The following is a 17,148-nucleotide window of genomic DNA, read 5'->3' as shown; positions in this document are numbered from 1 at the left end:
TCGTCTCTTCCCTGGCGAGGAGGGCGCGCTCCCGCGCATTCTCCCTCTCCCGCCTCGCGGTATCCGGTTCCCAAGGTACCCGCCTGCGCGGCTCGGCGCCGCGCGGCAAGGAGATATATTGCCAGAACCCCGGAGGTGTGGGGCCGGGAATCCGGGTCTACACCGTTCCTTCACAAGACGACTCGTTTCGGCCTGAATACCCACTATATATAGTGTTCTTCTGCCACTCGTCTACTAGTTGCTACCGCCTGCCGAACCTCTTGGCTACAGAATCGAGAATCCGCTATCTTCATCGTCCCCGCGGGCGATATCGCAGCCCGCCTCGAGGAGCTCGTCGCGCTCCCGGATGCTCGGCGCCTCGGCGTACACGCGCACGATCGGCTTCGTTCTGCTCGGGCGCATGAGAAGCCATGACTCGTCCTCGAACTCCATGCGCAGGCCGTCCATGTGGCTCACCGCCATCGGCTCGCGGCCCGCTACGCTCGGCGGGTTCAGACCGGGCAGCATCGTGCGGAACATCTCCACGACCTCGTTCTCGACCTTGAGGTTGCGCTGAGCACGGTACACGGTGCCGAAGTTCGTCCCCAGGTCGTCCACGAGCTCCGAGAGCGTGCGCCCGCTTGTCGCCATGAGCTCGCAGAGCAGCAGGCAGACCAGAAGGCCGTCCCGCTCGGGCATGTGGAACGGCAGCGCTATGCCGCCGCCCTCGTCCACGCCGATGAGCACATCGCCCTTGAGCGACTCTTTATATATATGTTCATAGCCGACCGGCTTCATCACCGCTCGGCAGCCGAGCGCGCTCGCGACGCGCCTCAGGAGCACCGAGGCGGACACGCCGGCGACGACGCGGCCCGTGCGGCCGCGGTTCTCCGCCAGATGCTTCAGCACGAGCGCGGCAACAGTCGCGGGCCCAATGAAGCGCCCCTTCTCGTCGATCGCGCCCGCCCGATCGGCGTCGCCGTCGGTCACGAGACCCGCGCAGGCGCCCAGCTCGACGACCGCGCGCTCGCAGTCGTCGACCCAAGGCTCCACGGGATCGGGGTGGATGTCATCGCTCTCGATACCCTGCTCGTCGTGGATCTCGACGACCTGTACCCCCAGGGCCCCGAGCACCGCGGGCAGCCAACCCGCACCGGCGCCGTACAGGGAGTCGTAGACGACCTTGAGGCCGGCGGACGCTATGAGCTCCCCGTCGACCTCCGCATAGAGCGCATCCAGGTACGGGGTCACCACATCGATGCGCTTGACCGCCCCGCGCCCCTCGGGCACGTCCGTCGGGAGGCTCCCCTCGATCTCGGCGATCTCGTCTGACGACATCATCGCGCCGTCCGCATGGAACAGCTTGATGCCCAGGTAATCCTGGGGGTTATGCGAACCGGTGACCATGATGCCGCCGCAGGAGCGCGGGTCGCGGCCCACCGTCCATGCGAGCGCCGGCGTGGGGGCGACGGTGTTCGAGACCATGGCGGTCAGGCCGTACGCGGCAAGCACCCTGCCGGCCAGCAGGGCGAAGGACTCCGCATCCCTGCGCGCGTCGTAGGCGATGTAGACGATGTCGCCCGGTCGCACGCGCGCCCACAGCTCCGCAGCGGCGGCGGCGATGCGGGCGACGCTCTCGTCGGTGAAGTCGCCGTCCCGGCGCGCGAACCAGCCGTCGGTCCCAAAATGGATCATCGCGCCCATCGCGCAGCTCTCCTTGCCTCGTGTGTAGACTCAGAACTCTATATATACCCAATGCCCCGGGGCGCACACGGCCGCAGGGACCTACCGCTCGAGCGCGTCCGCCATAGCCGCCGTGGTGCGCGCGGTGGCGCCGCAGCAGGCACCGACCAGCCGCGCGCCGCCCACGCGCCATGCCCTGCAGGCCCGCGCGAAGGCCTCCGGGTCCTCGTGCCAGACGGGCGACCCGTCCTCAGCAGGCACCGGGTCGCCCGCGTTGGGCCTCACCATGACCGGCGTGCGCGCGGCGGCGACCATGCGCGGCAGCACGCGCGTCGCGGCCTCGAGCGCGCAGCAGTTGACGCCGACCGCCGCCGCCCCATGGCGCTCGGCGTAGACGATGGCCCCCTCGATGGTAAGGCCGTCGCCCAGAAGGTTCCCCTCGGCATCGATCGCGAAGCTCACAAGGACCGGCATACCGTCCGCGCAGTCGAGCGCGCCGCCGAGAGCCGGGGCGAGGTCGCGGATGGAGCAGAAGGTCTCGAGCATGAGCGCGTCGACGCCTGCGGCGAGCAGCGCATGGCACTGGTCGCGGTACGCCGCGCGGCACGCGCGGTACTCGGGCGAGTCCTCTCTCATCCAGCTGAGCCCGCAGGGCCCCACGGACCCTGCGACGAACTGCGGCCGGGCGGCGCGCCCGGCATCGACCGCGGCGCGGTTGACCTCGCGCATCGGGCGCGCGATCCCGTCGCGCCGGAGCGCCGGTCCGCTCGCCTGGAAGGTGTTCGTAAGCATCACCTGGGCGCCGGATGCCTCGTACAGGCGATGGATGCGGGCGACGGTCTGGGGCTCGGCGAGGTTCCAGAACGCCGGCGGGATGTCGGCCGCGCCCGGCTCGCTCAAGAGCACGCTCCCCATGGGCCCCTGCACAAGCAGGGTCTCGTCCTCCAGACGCTGCAGCAGCTCCGAGGCCCCCGCGCGATTGTAGTAGCCGCTCTCGAAGCGGACGCCGCGCGGCGCCGCGTCGATAGGTTCTTCCGTCATCGGGCCCGCGTTCGCCTTTCGCATGCGCGCTCCCCCTAGCGATCGACCGAGATCCCCTGCCGCTCCAGGTATGAGAGCCAGCGCCCCATCGTGTCCTCGGACAGGGCGTGCTCCATCATGCACGCCTCGGCGTCGGCGCGATCGAAGTCGACGCCGAGCTCCTGCACGAGGAAGGTGCGGATCAGGCGGTGGCGGTACCACACGGCCGACCCCACCTCGCACCCCTGCGGGGTGAGCAGCACCTTGCCGTAGTGCGACTGCTCGACGAGCCCTTGGCCCTTGAGCGCGGTGACCGCCTTGTTGACCGACGCCTTCGAGACCCCCAGCCGCGTGGCGATGTCGACCGAACGCACCCCGCCCTCGGCACCGTCCTCCTGCTCGATCCTGACCATGCACTCGAGGTAGTCCTCGTTCGCCATGGTGAGATGCAGCTCGCGTGAGCGCTCGGTGGTTTCCATAGGGGCTCCCATCTGTGTCTTTCGCTCGCCATTGTACCCCATCGCCCAGGGAGGATACCCCCACCGGGTACGGCCGGGCGGAGGCGGGCGCGCGGGGCGGAGCGGGCTGGCGCGTGCGCCGCTATTTGAGCCGCAGCGCGCGAAGCAGCGGCAGGCGGACGACCAGGTCGACTGCAAGCGTGGCCGCGAGCAGGGCGAAGGAGAAGAGCGCGCCCGCCGTCAACGTCGCGATGATGCCGCAGGCAGCCGAGCCCGCCGTGGCGCCGGCGGCCCCCATCGCCGAGAGGCAGGCGTCCCGCAGCATGCCGTCGGCATACGGGCACCAGAGCGAATAGGTGAACGACTGCAGGATATAGAAGCCGAGTATCGCGGGGGCCAAGCGGGCGGACAGGTGCCCCATCGGGGATGCGGCCGTCGCGCGGGCGGGACGGTCGAGGGCGGCGGCGAGCGCCGCGAGCGCGAGCGCGAACGAGAGCGCCGAGGTCGACTTGAAGGAGAGCGCCTGGAGGATATCGGCGCGACCGCACCACGCAGCGGCCGCCTCGACCGCCACGGTGAGGAGTACTGCGGCGGCGAGGGCCCACCGCGCGCGCCGGCGCCATGCGCGGCGGGCGGTCGAGGAGGCCAGCTCGCCCAAGGCGGCGCCGGAGACGAACCCCACCGCATAGCTCACCGCGCTCATGAGCTTGCGCCACTCGAGCAACCCGCGCTCGAGCTCGCCCGGCGACACGAACGCGATGTAGGCGTTGACCGCGTAGACCGCCACGGCGAGTGCCACCGCAGCCGGCAGGCGGTACCTGCCCAGACGCCGCCAGGCCCACGCCAGCACCGGGGCCGCGGCGACGAGCGCCGCATACACCCAGACGAACTGGAGGCCGCCCACGATCCACGCACTCTGGTTGAGCCCGATCCCGGGCAGCGGGAAGACCAGGGCGTCGACGGCGAGCGCGAGCGCCGCGTAGCAGCCGACGGACACAGCGATGGCAGCGAGGCGGCGGGCCGTCTTGCGGTACGCCTCGCGCCAGTAGCCGGCCTCGCCCGCCCGGGCTGCCATGGCCGGTATGAGGAAGCGGCCGGAGATGGCGAAGAACACCTGGTTGCCGAAGGCTCCGAGCAGGTTGATGAGGCCGAGGAGGGCAAGGGCGGCGGGCGCCGCCGCGATGATGCGGGCGACATCTCCGCTCGCGACGGCATGGGCGAGCGCCTGCGGACCGGGCGCCGCAGCGCCCATCGAGGCTTCGACGGCCTGGGCGAACAGGTCCTGGAAGGTGTGGAACACCGCGATCCCCGCGATCGCGATGAGACGGAGGGCCTCGACGCGCAGGTTGCGGGCCCGCGGCGCGCGGGGCGCGGCGGCCGGGGAGGCATCGATCTCGCGAGCCACCGCATCACCTCCCGTCGCGCGCGGCGCCGGCCTCCCGGCGCCTTGGTTACACGGGCCTATTCTACGCATAGGCACGTGCTACAGTGGGATTCACACGACAGAACCACGAGAAGGGAGCCCGCATGGCCGCTTCGCCCTCGACACCCGACGTCCTCGCGCGCTTCCTGCGCTACGTCCAGGTACCCACCACCTCGAGCGACGCGAACGCGGACCGGGTGCCCTCGACGCCTGAGCAGCTCGACCTCGCGCGCATGCTCGCCGACGAGCTCAGCGAACTCGGCGCCCGCGACGTCGAGGTCAGCGAGCACGGCTACGTCACCGCCCATGTCCCCGCGAGCGACGGCGAGGGCGCGCGGCCGGCGCTCGGCCTTATCGCCCATCTCGACACCACCGAGGTGGTCTCCGGCGAGGGCGTGCGGCCGCATATCGTGCGCTACGAGGGCGGCCCGCTCGTGAGCGGCACGGGTCCTCACGGCCCCATCCAGCTCGACCCGGAGGGCTACCCGGCGCTCGGCTCCCTTATCGGCGAGGACCTCGTGGTCACGGACGGCACCACCCTACTCGGCGCCGACGACAAGGCCGGCATCGCCGAGATCATGGCGCTCGTGGCACGGCTCGCGCGCGACCCCGCGCTGCCGCATCCCGCGCTCGGCATCTGCTTCTGCCCCGACGAGGAGATCGGCCATGGGGCGGCCCTGCTCGACCTCGAGCGCTTCGGCTGCGCGTACGCCTACACCGTCGACGGCGGCCCCATCGGCGAGCTGGAATGGGAGTGCTTCAACGCCTGCAGCGTGACCGCGCGCTTCGACGGCCACTCCACGCACCCCGGCGACGCCAAGGGACGCATGGTGAACGCCGGCAACCTGTTCTCACGGTTCCACCAGATGCTGCCCGAGCACCTGCGCCCGGAGCACACCGAGGGGTACGAGGGCTTCATCCACCTGCTCGGCGTCTCGGCGACCTGCGAGCACGCGACGGCGCGCTACATCGTGCGCGACCACGACCGCCAGGCGTTCGAGTCCCATGTCGAGCTCATGCGCGCGGCGGCCGCCTTCATGAACGGCGAGCTCGGCTGCGAGCGGGTCCATCTCGACGTGGAGCAGGAGTACCGCAACATGGCGGAGGTCGTCTCGGCCCATCCCGAGCTCATCACCGCGGCCGAGGAGGCCTTCCGCGCGGCGGGCGTCGAACCCCGGGTGATCCCGATCCGCGGCGGCACCGACGGCGCGCAGCTCTCGTTCAGGGGGCTCCCCTGCCCCAACCTCTCGACCGGCGGATACGCCTGCCACAGCGTGAACGAGTTCATCCCGGTGAGCTCGCTTGAGCGCATGGTCGACGTCCTCACCGAGCTCGTCGCTCGCTTCGCGTAGGGCGCCCGCGCCACATCCCCGACCCGACCCGTTGGAATGTACATATCCATGTATCTCGATGGACCGCGTTTTCTCGGCATACATAAAAATGGACGGAATCGGCGCTCAGCAGGCCGATTTCGTCCATATCCGTGTATCTCGATGAAATGACGTCGGATTTCAGTCGCCGAGATACACGGAATCGTACATTTTGGGGAGCGCAGACGCGGGTACAGCCCCGGCCGCAGGTGCGGCGCCGGCGGCGAATACGGCGCCGGCGGCGAGTGCGGCCTCGGCAGCGGGCGCTACTCCTCGGCTTCCTCGTCCTCCGAGCCCGAGCCGCTCGTGGTGGCGGTGCCGTTCGCCCAGTCGCTCGCCTCGTTGTTGGAGAGGTCGCCGATGGTCGTGGAGCTGCCGCTGTCGAGCGACAGGCCGGACTGCGGGCCCTCGGGGTCCTCGCCGGCGTCGACGCGCTCCATCATCTCCTCGAGCTCCTCCTCGTGCACGAACACGTAGCTCACGCCGTTGATGTAGGTGTCGCCACCGGCGTGCGAGGGGATGTTCGCGGTCCACATGGCGTCCGTGTCCATGCCGCGCATGGCGTTCGCGAGCGAGAGGATGTCGCTCAGCGTGAGGTCCGTGGCCACCATGTCGGCCATGGCGTCGATGATGCCCGGGAGCTTCGTGGCGTCGGTGCGGTTCAGGATCGTGTTGGCGAGCGCCGCGACGAAGATGCGCTGGTGGCGCATGCGGGTGTAGTCGCCGTCGGCGTAGGCGCGGGAGCGGCAAAACGCGAGCGCCTGCTCGCCGTTGAGCGTCTGCAGGCCCGGCTCGATCGTGAAGTCGGCCGCCTTGGGGTCGTCGATCTCGTCGGGGACGTTCACCTCGACGCCGCCGAGCGCGTCGACGAGCTGCACCAGGCCGTCGAAGCTGATCTCGGCGTAGTGCGAGATCTCGACGCCGCAGAGGTCGTTCACCGCCTCGACCATGCCCACCGCGCCGTCGGTGGTGTGGGCGGCGTTGATCTTCATCGTCTCGCCCTTGTAGGTGATGCGCGTGTCGCGCGGGATGGAGATGAGCGTCACGTGCTGCTGCTTGGGGTCGATGCGCGCGAGGATGATGGTGTCGGCGCGGTACGAGGTCTCGCCCGGTCGCCCGTCGGTGCCCAGAAGCAGCATGTAGAAGGGCTCGCGGGCCACGTCGGAGTCGACGAGCACGGCCTGGAGCTCGGGCGTGATGATGCCGGCGTCCGAGAGGCGCGAGACGATGCTGTTGAACCACAGGGCCGTGGCGGTGCCGGCCGTCACGAGGAAGGCGACGAGCACGCCGAGCACCGTGCGGCGGATGATCCGCCCGCGGCGGCGCTGGCGCGAGCGCTCGGCGTAGCGCGCGACGTTATCGCGGCTGTAGATCCTGCTCGCCGTGCTCGACGAGGTGCGCCTCGACTGCTGGACGGCCTTCTTTCGACGCAAACCCATGCGCGTACCTACCTAGTCATCCATCGGATCGGGCACGGTCACGCAGGCCACCTGCGCCCCCAATCCGCACAACTTGTCAACGAAGCGCTCGTACCCGCGGCGGATGTGATGGATGGCCGAGACCTCCGTCGTGCCCTCGGCGACCAGGCCGGCGAGCACCAGGGCGGCGCCTCCGCGCAGGTCGGGCGAGACCACCTGGGCCCCCGAGAGCGCGTCCACGCCGTGGATGATGGCGTGGTGGCTCTCGATGCGGATATCGGCACCCATGCGCACCAGCTCGGATGCGAACATGAAGCGGTTCTCGAAAATGTTCTCGGTGATCACGGAGCTGCCGTCCGCGAGGGCGGAGAGCACCATGACCTGGGCCTGCATGTCGGTGGGGAAGCCCGGGAACGGCAGCGTCTGGATGTCCTCCGGCCGCAGGCGCTCGGCGCGCATGACGCGCACGCCGTCCGCGGTGCGCTCGTAGGGCACACCCATGAGCTCGAGCTTCTTGAGCACCATGCCCAGGTGCTGCGGGTTGAAGCCGGCCACCTCGACGCCGGCGGGGCCGGGGGGGCGCGCGCCCGCCACGATGAAGGTGCCCGCCTCGATGCGGTCGCCCACCACGCGGTGCACCACGGGATGCAGGCTTTCGACGCCCTCGACCTCGACGACCGGGGTGCCGGCGCCCGAGATCTTGGCGCCCATCTTGTTGAGCATGTTGGCGAGGTCGACGATCTCGGGCTCGCGCGCGGCGTTGTCGATGATCGTCGTGCCCTTGGCGCGGACCGCGGCCATGATCAGGTTCTCGGTCGCGCCTACGCTCGCGAACTCGAGCGTGACCGCCGTGCCCGCGAGGCCGTCCGGCGCGTCGGCGTAGATGTAGCCGTGGTCGGTGTCGAAGCTGACGCCCAGGGCCTCGAGGCCCAGGATGTGCATGTCGATCTTGCGCGCGCCCAGGTTGCAGCCGCCCGGCATGGCGATCTTCGCCTTGTTGAACCTGCCGAGCAAAGGCCCCATGACGGCCGTCGAGGCGCGCATCTTGGCGACGAGCTCGTAGGGTGCCTCCCAGGAGTCGACCGCCGAGGTGTCGATGGCGAGCGTGTGCTCGTCGACGACCTCGATCGTGGCGCCCAGGCCCTTGAGCACCTTGCCCATGACGTGCACGTCGGAGATGTTGGGGACGTTCTCGAGGGTGGTGAGACCGGGGGCGAGCAGCGTGGCCGCCATGAGCTTGAGCGCGGAGTTCTTGGCGCCTGCGACCTCGACGCGCCCCTCGATAGCATGTCCGCCTTCAACACGGATGATATCCACGTGTCATCCTTTCACCCGACAACCGGGGCTCTCGCCCCCAGATAGCATCATGCCCGGAGGGTGTTCCGGGCATGATGAGGCATATTCTCGTTCAGGGACGCACGTCGCGCGCGTCTACTCGGCAAGCAGGAGCCTGCACCATGCAATCTCATTATAGAGGTAGGCGCGGCGTGCATCATCCTGCGACAAATTACGCAGCTGTTCTTCAAAACCTGCGAGGCGCCCCTTGATGTCGTCGGCGTCGACCGAGGCCAGGTCCTCCGCCCGCTCGGCGAGCACGACCACCTCGTCGTCGGCGATCTGGACGTACCCTCCCGTCACGGCGAAGGTGTGGTCGGGCTCCCCCATCGCCTCGTCGCAGACGCGCACGTAGCCGGGCTCGATCGTCGCGATCTCGCTCGCGTGCCGGGGCAGCACGCCGAGCTCGCCGTCGGTGGCGGGCACGGCGACGAACGCCGCGTCCGCCTCGTAGGCGCAGTGCTCGGGGCAGACGATGCGGATGTGCATGGGTCCCATGGGTCCTTACGCCCCCGCTTCCATCTTCGCGGCGCGCTCGCGCACGTCGTCGATCGTGCCGGCGTAGCGGAACGCCTGCTCGGGGATGTCGTCGCACTCGCCGTCGACGATGGCGGCGAAGCTGCGCACCGTGTCCTCGACGTGGATGTAGACGCCGGCGTTGCCCGTGAACTTCTCGGCCACGTGGAACGACTGCGAGAGGAACTGCTGGAGCTTGCGGGCGCGGTCGACCGTGAGGCGCTGCTCCTCCGAGAGCTCGTCCATGCCGAGGATCGCGATGATGTCCTGCAGGTCGGAGTACTCCTGGAGGATCTCCTGCACCTTCACGGCCACGCGGTAGTGCTCCTCGCCCACGATGCTCGGGTCGAGCGCGTCCGAGGAGGACGCGAGCGGGTCGATGGCCGGGTAGAGGCCGAGCGCCGCGATGGAGCGCGAGAGGACCGTCTGGGCGTCGAGGTGGGTGAAGGTCGTGGCCGGCGCGGGGTCGGTGAGGTCGTCCGCGGGCACGTAGACCGCCTGCACCGAGGTGATCGAGCCGGTCTTGGTGGAGGTGATGCGCTCCTGCAGGTCGCCCATCTCGGTCGCGAGCGTGGGCTGGTAGCCCACCGCCGACGGCATACGGCCGAGCAGCGCCGAGACCTCGGAGCCCGCCTGCGAGAAGCGGAAGATGTTGTCGATGAACAGGAGCACGTCCTGGCCGCGGTCGCGGAAGTACTCGGCCGTGGTGAGGCCGGCGAGGCCCACGCGCAGGCGGGCTCCCGGGGGCTCGTTCATCTGGCCGTAGACCAGGCAGGTCTTGTCGATGACGCCCGACTCGGTCATCTCGAGGTAAAGGTCGGTGCCCTCGCGGGTGCGCTCGCCGACGCCCGTGAACACGGACGTGCCGTTGTGCTCCTGCGCGAGGTTGTTGATGAGCTCCTGGATGAGCACCGTCTTGCCCACGCCGGCGCCGCCGAAAAGGCCCGTCTTGCCGCCGCGGATGTAGGGCTCGAGCAGGTCGACGGCCTTGATGCCCGTCTCGAAGATCTCGGTCTGGGTGGTGAGCTCATCGAAGTGGGGCGCCGGATGGTGGATCGGGTAGTACTCCTCGATCTCGGGCATGGGCTTGCCGTCCACCGGCTTGCCCAGCACGTTCCAGATGCGGCCCAGGGTACCGGGGCCGACCGGCATCTTCATGGGCTCGCCGGTGTCGACCGCCACGAGGCCGCGCTGCAGGCCGTCCGTGGAGGTCATCGCGACGCAGCGTACCACGCCGCCCGGGAGCTGGCTCTCGACCTCGAGGATGGTGCTCACGTGCCCCATCGGGGTGTCCGCCTCGACGGTGAGGGCGTTGTAGATGCCCGGCACCTGGGCGGGGAAGCGCACGTCGACGACGGCGCCGATGATGCGCACGATGCGGCCCTCACCCACGGAATGGATGCGGCCGGCCTCCTCGATGACCGACTTCACGCTGGTATCTGTCATTGCTGGTCCTCCAATGCTGAGGCTCCGCCCACGATCTCGTTGATCTCGGTGGTGATGGATGCCTGGCGCACGCGGTTGTACGTGCGGGTCAAGGTGGCGATGATGGCCGTGGCGTTCTCCGTCGCCGAGTGCATGGCCTTGCGGCGGGCGCCCTGCTCCGCGGCCGCGGAGTCGATGAGCGCCTGGTGGATGACCGTAAGCACGTAGCTCGGCGCGAGATCGGAGAGCACGCGCTCGGCCGAGGGCACGAACCTGAACGCCGACGAGACGCGCTTGGGCCCCTCGCTGGCGTTCTTGCGCGGTCCGTGCGCCATGGCCACGGCGTCGGCGTCGAGCGGGAGCAGGTGCTCCACGCGCAGCTCCTGGTCGACGCGGTTCTTGGCGTGGTGGTACACGAGCTCCACGCAGTCGAGCTCGCCTGCGGCGTACGCGCGGCAGACGTAGCTCGCGATCATGCGGGCCTGCTCGAACGACGGGTCGGCCGACGTGCCCTCGAAGTGCATCACGAGCTCGTCGCGGCCCTTGAAGTACTCGCTCGGCTTGCGCCCGCAGGCGATGACCTTGCCGGTGGCGCCCGCCTGCTGCCAGCGCGCGAGGATCTTCTCGGTCGCGCGGACGACGCCGACGTTGAAGCCGCCGGCCAGGCCGCGGTCGGACGCGACGGCGATCACGAGGCCCGCTTTCTCGGCCTCGTGCCGCTTGAGCATGGGGTCGCCGTTCGCGACCTCGGTGTCCTGCGCAACGGTGAGCATGACGTCGGTGATGGCGGTCTTGTAGGGCTCCGCCTGGATGGCGCGGTCGAGCGCGCGGCGGATCTTGGCCGTCGAGACCATCTCCATCGTGCGCGTGATCTGCTTGGTGCTCTCCACCGACGAGATGCGCTTGCGTATGTCGCGAAGGTTCGCCATGGGGCTACTGCTCCTCTGCCGCTGATCCGTCGTCCTCGCCCTCGCCCGCATGCCGGGTCAGGTACTGCTTCTTGAAGTCCTCGATCGCCTGCGTGAGCTTGGTGTCGAGGTCGCCTTCGATCTTCTCGGAGCGCAGGCGGTTGAGCAGCGGTCCGTAGGAGTTGTTCATGTACTCGAGCAGCTCGTCGCGGAAGCTCAGGACCTGCGAGAGCGGGAGGTCGTCGAGGTATCCCTTGTTGCCGGCGAACAGCGCCACGATCTGGTTGGTGACGTCGAACGGCTTGAAGCGCGGCTGCTTCAAAAGCTCGGTCATGCGCGAGCCATGCGTGAGCTGCTTCTGCGTCGCGGCGTCGAGGTCCGAGCCGAACTGCGCGAAGCCCACGAGCTCCTGGTAGGCCGCGAGGTCCAGGCGGAGGTTGCCCGCCACCTGCTTCATGGCCTTGGTCTGCGCGGCGCCACCGACGCGCGACACCGAGATGCCCACGTCGACGGCCGGGCGCTGGCCCTGGAAGAACAGGTCGCTCTGCAGGTAGATCTGTCCGTCCGTGATCGAGATCACGTTGGTGGGGATGTAGGCCGACACGTCGCCGTCCTGCGTCTCGATGAGCGGGAGCGCCGTGAGCGAACCGGAGCCCAGGGCCTCGGAGAGCTTGCAGGCGCGCTCGAGCAGGCGCGAGTGCAGGTAGAAGATGTCGCCGGGGTAGGCCTCGCGTCCGGGCGGACGGCGCAGCGTCAGCGACATCTGACGGTAGGCGACGGCCTGCTTGGACAGGTCGTCGTAGATCACGAGCACGTGCCCGCCGGGGTTGGCGGCGTTCGCGGGCTCGCCGTCGCGACCGTTGTACATGAAGTACTCGCCGATCGCGGCGCCCGCCATGGGGGCGATGTACTGCATCGGCGCGGACTCCGCCGCGGTCGCCGAGACGATCACGGTGTAGTCGAGCGCATGGTGGCGCGAGAGGGTCTCGCGGATGTTCGCGACCGTCGAGGCCTTCTGGCCGATGGCGACGTAGATGCAGATCATGCCCTTGCCGCGCTGGTTGATGATCGTGTCGATCGCGATGGCGGTCTTGCCCGCCTTGCGGTCGCCGATGATGAGCTCGCGCTGGCCGCGCCCGATGGGGATCATGGCATCGATGGCCAGAAGGCCGGTCTGCACCGGCTCGCACACCGGCGTGCGGTCGATGACGCCGGGGGCCTTGAACTCGATGGGACGGCGGTGGCTCGTGCGGATGTCGCCCAGGCCGTCGATGGGCTGGCCGAGCGGGTTCACCACGCGGCCGAGCATGCCGCGGCCCACGGGGATGTCCATGATGCGGCCGGTGGTGCGGCACTCGTCGCCCTCCTTGATGACGGACACGTCACCGAAGAGCACGGCGCCCACCTCGTCGGCATCGAGGTTCTGGGCGAGTCCGTAGACCGTCTCGCCGGTCTCGGAGCTCTTGAACTCGAGAAGCTCGCCGGCCATGGCGTTGCGCAGGCCGCTGACGCGGGCGATACCGTCGCCCACCTCGTCGACGAGCGACATCTCCTGGGTGTCGACCGTGGCGGCGATGCTGTCAAGCCGCTCCGCCAGGGCGCGCGCGATGGTCTGCGCGTCGATCGTCTTAGCCATGAGCGACTGCACCTCCTTCGTGCGGATGGATGGAAGCCAGGTTGTCGCGCATCGCGCGCAGCCTGGTCTTCACCGAAATGTCGCGGCGCTGGCCGCGGGCCTCGAGCACGATGCCGCCGATGATGGAGGGGTCGACGTGCTCGATGAGGAACACCTTGCGGCCGAGCTCGCGCTCGCAGCGCTCGGTGAGCGAGGCGCGCAGGGCGTCGTCGAGCGGGACGGCGGTGGTCACCGTCACGCCCACCACCTCGTCGTCCTCCTCGGTCATGGTGCGGTAGGCATCGGCGATGGCGGGGAGGATGTCGAGCTGGTCGCGCTGGACGAGCTCGGTGAGCACCGCCAGGAGCTCGGGGCTGGCGGAGGCCAGCACCTCGAGGTCGCGGCGGTTCTCGAAGACCCGCCCCTCGGCCTTGCCTGCCTCCAGGAGCGAGTGGGCGTAGGTCTCGAGGACGCGGCCCTCCCTGCGGCTAGTTGCTGGCATTCAGGCTACCTGCTTCCTCGATGTAGCGCTCGATGAGGCGACGCTGCTCGCCGTCCTCGTCGAGCGTCTTCTCGACGATCTTCGAGGCGACCGACACCGAGAGGTCGGCGATGGACGCCGCGGCCTCGGCGTAGAGCGCGTGGCGCTCGTCCTCGGCGGTGGCGTGCGCCTTGGCGATGATGTGCTCGGCCTCGGTGCGGGCGGCGGCGATGATGCGCGCGCGCTCGGCCTCGGCGTCCTGACGGGCGGCGAGCACGATGTCGGCTGCCTGGCGACGGGCGTCGGTCACGAGCTCGTCGGAGGCGGCGCGGTCCTCGATGGCCTTCTGCTTGGTGCGCTCGGCCTCCTCGAGGCTCTCCTCGATGCGGCGGGAGCGCTCGTCCATCATCCCGAGCACCTTCGGCCACGCGATCTTGGCCAGAACGACCCAGATGATGAGGAACGCGATGAGCGCCGGGACGAACTCCGCCATCTTGGGGATGAGGATGGACGCGCCGCCCGCGCCCTCGGCGAACGCCGGGGCAGGGGCCGCGAGCGCCGCAAGCGCCCAGGGGGCCGCGACGGCGGCCGCGCGGTTGATGATCTTCATGGTCTGCTCCTTACACGACACGATGCGCAGGGCTCCCTAGGAGATCAGCGTAACGACGAAGCCGATGAGGCCGAGCGCCTCGGTGAAGGCGGATGCCAGAATGAAGACGGTGAACGCTCGACCCTGGATCTCGGGCTGACGCGCCATGGCGCTGGTCGCGCCGAACGCGGCAAGGCCGATCGCCAAGCCGGCGCCGATAACACCGAGACCGTAACCGATAACTCCCACTGTTTCCTCCTTTGTCGTGCGCCTGAGCGCAGGATACCCAGTATCGACAGGGGCCTTGCGCCCCGTGTCAGCGATTGCGACCGCTAGTGGCCCTCGGCCTCGGCGATCTGGATGTAGACGGCGGCGAGCACCGTGAACACGTACGCCTGGACGAAGGCGACGATGAGCTCGACCGCGTAGATGATGAGCAGGATGGCGAGCCACGCCACGCTCGGCAGGGCCATCGCCGCGTTCATGGCCGTGAGCTGCTGGAAGAGCGGCTCGACGAAAAGCGATGCCATGATGGCGAACGAGCCCATGACGATGTGGCCGGCGAACATGTTGCAGAACAGACGGATGGCGAGCGTGATCGGGCGGAGCAGCAGCGAGAAGACCTCGATGACCCACACGAACACGTTCATGGGGAACATCACGCCAGCCGGCGCGAGGCTCTTGATGTAGCCGATGACGCCGTGCTTTTTGCAGCCGTAGTACACGAAGTAGATGAAGGTCACGAGCGCGAGCGCGGCCGTGCAGCCGATGGCGCCCGTGCCGGGCTTCATACCGGGCACGAGGCCCACGAAGTTGTTCACCAAGATGAAGAAGAAGATCGTGGCGAGGAAGGGGAAGTGGCGGCGCCATTCGGTGCCGACGACCCCCTTGGCTACGTCGTTCTCCACATACTCGACCAGGTACTCGACGCCGTTGACGAACACGCCGCGGGGCACGAGCTCCTGCTTGCGCACGAAAGCGAAGACCACGGCGGCGAGCAGCAGGGCCGCCACGATGAGCCAGAACGAGTATTGGGTCAGGCCCGCATCGAGGTCGCCCACCACCGGTGCCGAGGAGAACTCGGAAACGAGCTCGTTGATCGCCTCGGGCAGCTTGGAAAACGCGTCCAAGAACGTCACCTTCCTATCCAGCGGCGCCCGAAGGCGCCCTTATCTCCCGTGGTCCCAGATCACCATGCAGGCGACGGCGATGAGGCCCACGAAGAAGCCCGCGAGCTCGCCGACCGTGAAGGCCACGAGCGCGGCGCGCGCGATGACGGCCACCACGACGACGCCCACGAGCAGGATCGCGAACGAGACGAACACGCCTATGAGGCCGATCCCCATATCGGCGTCCCGTTTGCGCCTGAGCACGGGCACGAGCGCGGCGAGCAAGGGGGCGAAGGCGGCGAGGCCGATGACGGCCCCGATCGCGCCGGCCGGCAGATGGACTGCGGCATCGAAGCCGGACATCAGCGATCGCACCTCCGCCCGGGCGCCTCCGAACACGCGGACCGCTCAGGCTGTGCACCTATTGTAGAGACCCGCGACAGGAATTCAAGGGAAATGTGTTCCAATCGTGACCGTGTGCCGAAGGGTTTGGACTGCTGGCTAAGATTGGCGCTCTGACGTGCTCTTATCATGATATGGACCCCGCTCGGCGCGTGCGTTAGAGCGTGCCGAAGATGCGGTCCCCCGCATCCCCGAGCCCCGGGACGATGTAGGCGTCGGCGTTTAAGCCCTCGTCGATGGAGCACGTGTAGACGCGCACCCCGGAATCGGCCTCCAGAAGCGCGCGGAGCCCCTCGGGCGCCGCCACGATGCAGAGGAAGCGGATGTCGCGCGCGCCCTGGCGCCTCAGGTACTCGACGGCCGCCACCGCGGAGCCGCCCGTGGCGAGCATGGGGTCGACCACCAGGCACACGCGCCGGTCGATGTCGGCCGGGAGCTTGCAGTAGTACTCGTGCGGCAGGTGGGTCACCTCGTCGCGCGACATGCCGATATGGCCCACGCGCGCGGCGGGCACGAGCTCGAGCAGGCCGTCGACCATGCCCAGGCCCGCGCGCAGGATGGGCACGATCGCGAGCTTCATGCCCGCGAGCCTGCGGCAGGTGGCGCGGCGGATGGGGGTCTCGACCTCGACGTCCTCGAGCGGCAGGTCGCGCGTGGCCTCGTACCCCTCGAAGAGGGCGAGCTCGCCCACCAGGTCGCGGAACTGCTTGGTGCCGGTCTGCCGGTCGCGCAGGATCGAGAGCTTATGCTGGACGAGCGGATGGTCGACGAGCGTCACGCGGGCGCGGTCGAAATCTGCGGCCATCGCCTACTCCCCGGCGTTCTCGAGCGCGGAGATCTTCGCGACGCGGCGCTCGTGGCGGCCGCCCTCGAAGGGCGTCTCGAGGAAGGTCCGCACGATCTCCCTGTTGACGTCGAGGTCGATGAAGCGGCCGGAGAGGCACACCACGTTGCCGTTGTTGTGCTGGCGGAAGAGCTCGGCGAAGGCGGGCGAGGTGATGGAGGAGGCGCGCACGCCGGCGACCTTGTCGGCCGCGACGGCCATGCCGATGCCGGTGCCGCAGATGAGCACGCCGAAGTCGGCGTCGCCCGCGGAGACGGCGCGCGCGACCTTCTCGGCGTAGTCGGGATAGTCCACGGAATCCGCCGTGTCGGGGCCGAAGTCGAGGACCTCGTGGCCGAGCTCGTCTGCCAGGTAGGCGGCGAGCGGGCCCTTCTGGTCGAATCCGCCGTGATCGGATGCGATGGCGATGCGCATGGCTGCTCCTTCTGCGTGGCTTCGCGCGGGATGTCCGCGTATAGCACCACTCTACCACCTACCGGCGGCTTTCCCGGCGGGCATCGCCGAGGGCGCAGGAAAGTCGCAGGTGCCGTGCGCGAGGGCGGCCCACGCGCAGGGCAGCCGGACGGCGGGGGC

18 protein-coding genes are annotated in these 17,148 nt (G+C 69.1%); 1 reads left to right on the top strand and 17 read right to left on the bottom strand.

Annotated features, from left to right (window positions below; translation table 11 throughout):
- Nucleotides 1-264 precede the first annotated feature (264 nt).
- From FS885_RS09165 to FS885_RS09150, 4 genes are all read right to left on the bottom strand, one after another.
- On the bottom strand, nt 265-1,683 hold the full coding sequence (locus FS885_RS09165; protein ID WP_144744764.1) for a phosphohexomutase domain-containing protein: 1,419 nt from the start codon (nt 1,681-1,683) through the stop codon (nt 265-267).
- An 81-nt stretch (nt 1,684-1,764) separates the two neighbouring features.
- On the bottom strand, nt 1,765-2,703 hold the full coding sequence (locus FS885_RS09160) for a homocysteine S-methyltransferase family protein (protein ID WP_144744763.1): 939 nt from the start codon (nt 2,701-2,703) through the stop codon (nt 1,765-1,767).
- 35 nt (nt 2,704-2,738) lie between these two features.
- On the bottom strand, nt 2,739-3,161 hold the full coding sequence (locus FS885_RS09155; protein WP_144744762.1) for a metal-dependent transcriptional regulator: 423 nt from the start codon (nt 3,159-3,161) through the stop codon (nt 2,739-2,741).
- 121 nt (nt 3,162-3,282) lie between these two features.
- On the bottom strand, nt 3,283-4,545 hold the full coding sequence (locus FS885_RS09150) for an acyltransferase family protein (protein WP_144744761.1): 1,263 nt from the start codon (nt 4,543-4,545) through the stop codon (nt 3,283-3,285).
- A 122-nt stretch (nt 4,546-4,667) separates the two neighbouring features.
- On the opposite strand from FS885_RS09150, the gene pepT reads away from it, so the two are divergent.
- Nucleotides 4,668-5,915 (top strand): peptidase T, encoded by a 1,248-nt coding sequence (gene pepT / locus FS885_RS09145; RefSeq protein WP_144744760.1) that lies wholly within the window; start codon nt 4,668-4,670, stop codon nt 5,913-5,915.
- Between the two features lie 284 nt (nt 5,916-6,199).
- Here pepT and FS885_RS09140 read toward each other — a convergent pair whose 3' ends face one another.
- The 13 genes from FS885_RS09140 to rpiB form a co-directional block, all read right to left on the bottom strand.
- Nucleotides 6,200-7,372 carry an LCP family protein gene (locus FS885_RS09140; RefSeq protein WP_144744759.1) on the bottom strand — a complete coding sequence of 391 codons (1,173 nt, stop codon included), beginning with the start codon at nt 7,370-7,372 and terminating at the stop codon, nt 6,200-6,202.
- Nucleotides 7,373-7,384: 12 nt separating this feature from the next.
- Nucleotides 7,385-8,668 carry a UDP-N-acetylglucosamine 1-carboxyvinyltransferase gene (gene murA, locus FS885_RS09135; protein WP_144744758.1) on the bottom strand — a complete coding sequence of 428 codons (1,284 nt, stop codon included), beginning with the start codon at nt 8,666-8,668 and terminating at the stop codon, nt 7,385-7,387.
- Nucleotides 8,669-8,782: 114 nt separating this feature from the next.
- Entirely contained in the window at nt 8,783-9,184 is a 402-nt protein-coding gene (gene atpC, locus FS885_RS09130) for an ATP synthase F1 subunit epsilon (RefSeq protein ID WP_342777744.1), read from the bottom strand.
- 6 nt (nt 9,185-9,190) lie between these two features.
- Nucleotides 9,191-10,648 carry a F0F1 ATP synthase subunit beta gene (atpD, locus tag FS885_RS09125; protein ID WP_144744757.1) on the bottom strand — a complete coding sequence of 486 codons (1,458 nt, stop codon included), beginning with the start codon at nt 10,646-10,648 and terminating at the stop codon, nt 9,191-9,193.
- Nucleotides 10,645-11,556 (bottom strand): ATP synthase F1 subunit gamma, encoded by a 912-nt coding sequence (atpG, locus tag FS885_RS09120; protein ID WP_144744756.1) that lies wholly within the window; start codon nt 11,554-11,556, stop codon nt 10,645-10,647. The genes atpD and atpG overlap by 4 nt, the downstream gene beginning before the upstream one ends.
- 4 nt (nt 11,557-11,560) lie before the next feature.
- Complete coding sequence (atpA, locus tag FS885_RS09115; RefSeq protein WP_144744755.1) at nt 11,561-13,171, bottom strand: F0F1 ATP synthase subunit alpha; 1,611 nt, start codon at nt 13,169-13,171, stop codon at nt 11,561-11,563.
- Nucleotides 13,164-13,652, bottom strand: a complete 489-nt coding sequence (locus FS885_RS09110) for a F0F1 ATP synthase subunit delta (protein WP_144744754.1) — start codon at nt 13,650-13,652, stop codon at nt 13,164-13,166. Before FS885_RS09110 ends, atpA begins: the two co-directional genes overlap by 8 nt.
- Nucleotides 13,639-14,241, bottom strand: coding sequence for a F0F1 ATP synthase subunit B (atpF, locus tag FS885_RS09105; RefSeq protein WP_144744753.1), 603 nt, complete (start codon nt 14,239-14,241; stop codon nt 13,639-13,641). Before atpF ends, FS885_RS09110 begins: the two co-directional genes overlap by 14 nt.
- A gap of 36 nt (nt 14,242-14,277) precedes the next feature.
- Nucleotides 14,278-14,469 carry an ATP synthase subunit c family protein gene (locus FS885_RS09100; RefSeq protein ID WP_087356603.1) on the bottom strand — a complete coding sequence of 64 codons (192 nt, stop codon included), beginning with the start codon at nt 14,467-14,469 and terminating at the stop codon, nt 14,278-14,280.
- 83 nt (nt 14,470-14,552) lie between these two features.
- A complete protein-coding gene (atpB, locus tag FS885_RS09095; RefSeq protein ID WP_144744752.1) occupies nt 14,553-15,350 on the bottom strand; it encodes a F0F1 ATP synthase subunit A in 798 nt (265 codons plus the stop codon).
- Between the two features lie 39 nt (nt 15,351-15,389).
- Nucleotides 15,390-15,692 (bottom strand): hypothetical protein, encoded by a 303-nt coding sequence (locus tag FS885_RS09090; RefSeq protein ID WP_144744751.1) that lies wholly within the window; start codon nt 15,690-15,692, stop codon nt 15,390-15,392.
- A 196-nt stretch (nt 15,693-15,888) separates the two neighbouring features.
- Nucleotides 15,889-16,536, bottom strand: coding sequence for a uracil phosphoribosyltransferase (gene upp, locus FS885_RS09085; RefSeq protein ID WP_144744750.1), 648 nt, complete (start codon nt 16,534-16,536; stop codon nt 15,889-15,891).
- Between the two features lie 3 nt (nt 16,537-16,539).
- Complete coding sequence (gene rpiB, locus FS885_RS09080) at nt 16,540-16,989, bottom strand: ribose 5-phosphate isomerase B (protein ID WP_144744749.1); 450 nt, start codon at nt 16,987-16,989, stop codon at nt 16,540-16,542.
- Nucleotides 16,990-17,148: the final 159 nt, after the last annotated feature.

This window comes from Enorma burkinafasonensis, from assembly GCF_902150035.1.
Lineage (GTDB): Bacteria > Actinomycetota > Coriobacteriia > Coriobacteriales > Coriobacteriaceae > Enorma > Enorma burkinafasonensis.
This window is presented reverse-complemented; position numbering and strand designations above follow the sequence as displayed.

Excerpts from the sequence above, each read along its gene's own strand:
- FS885_RS09165 (WP_144744764.1), bottom strand. The coding sequence starts at position 1,683 with ATGGGCGCGATGATCCATTTTGGGACCGACGGCTGGTTCGCGCGCCGG.
- FS885_RS09160 (WP_144744763.1), bottom strand. The coding sequence starts at position 2,703 with ATGACGGAAGAACCTATCGACGCGGCGCCGCGCGGCGTCCGCTTCGAG.
- FS885_RS09155 (WP_144744762.1), bottom strand. The coding sequence starts at position 3,161 with ATGGAAACCACCGAGCGCTCACGCGAGCTGCATCTCACCATGGCGAAC.
- pepT (WP_144744760.1), top strand. The coding sequence starts at position 4,668 with ATGGCCGCTTCGCCCTCGACACCCGACGTCCTCGCGCGCTTCCTGCGC.
- FS885_RS09140 (WP_144744759.1), bottom strand. The coding sequence starts at position 7,372 with ATGGGTTTGCGTCGAAAGAAGGCCGTCCAGCAGTCGAGGCGCACCTCG.
- atpC (WP_342777744.1), bottom strand. The coding sequence starts at position 9,184 with ATGGGACCCATGCACATCCGCATCGTCTGCCCCGAGCACTGCGCCTAC.
- atpD (WP_144744757.1), bottom strand. The coding sequence starts at position 10,648 with ATGACAGATACCAGCGTGAAGTCGGTCATCGAGGAGGCCGGCCGCATC.
- atpG (WP_144744756.1), bottom strand. The coding sequence starts at position 11,556 with ATGGCGAACCTTCGCGACATACGCAAGCGCATCTCGTCGGTGGAGAGC.
- atpA (WP_144744755.1), bottom strand. The coding sequence starts at position 13,171 with ATGGCTAAGACGATCGACGCGCAGACCATCGCGCGCGCCCTGGCGGAG.
- FS885_RS09110 (WP_144744754.1), bottom strand. The coding sequence starts at position 13,652 with ATGCCAGCAACTAGCCGCAGGGAGGGCCGCGTCCTCGAGACCTACGCC.
- atpF (WP_144744753.1), bottom strand. The coding sequence starts at position 14,241 with ATGAAGATCATCAACCGCGCGGCCGCCGTCGCGGCCCCCTGGGCGCTT.
- FS885_RS09090 (WP_144744751.1), bottom strand. The coding sequence starts at position 15,692 with ATGTCCGGCTTCGATGCCGCAGTCCATCTGCCGGCCGGCGCGATCGGG.
- upp (WP_144744750.1), bottom strand. The coding sequence starts at position 16,536 with ATGGCCGCAGATTTCGACCGCGCCCGCGTGACGCTCGTCGACCATCCG.
- rpiB (WP_144744749.1), bottom strand. The coding sequence starts at position 16,989 with ATGCGCATCGCCATCGCATCCGATCACGGCGGATTCGACCAGAAGGGC.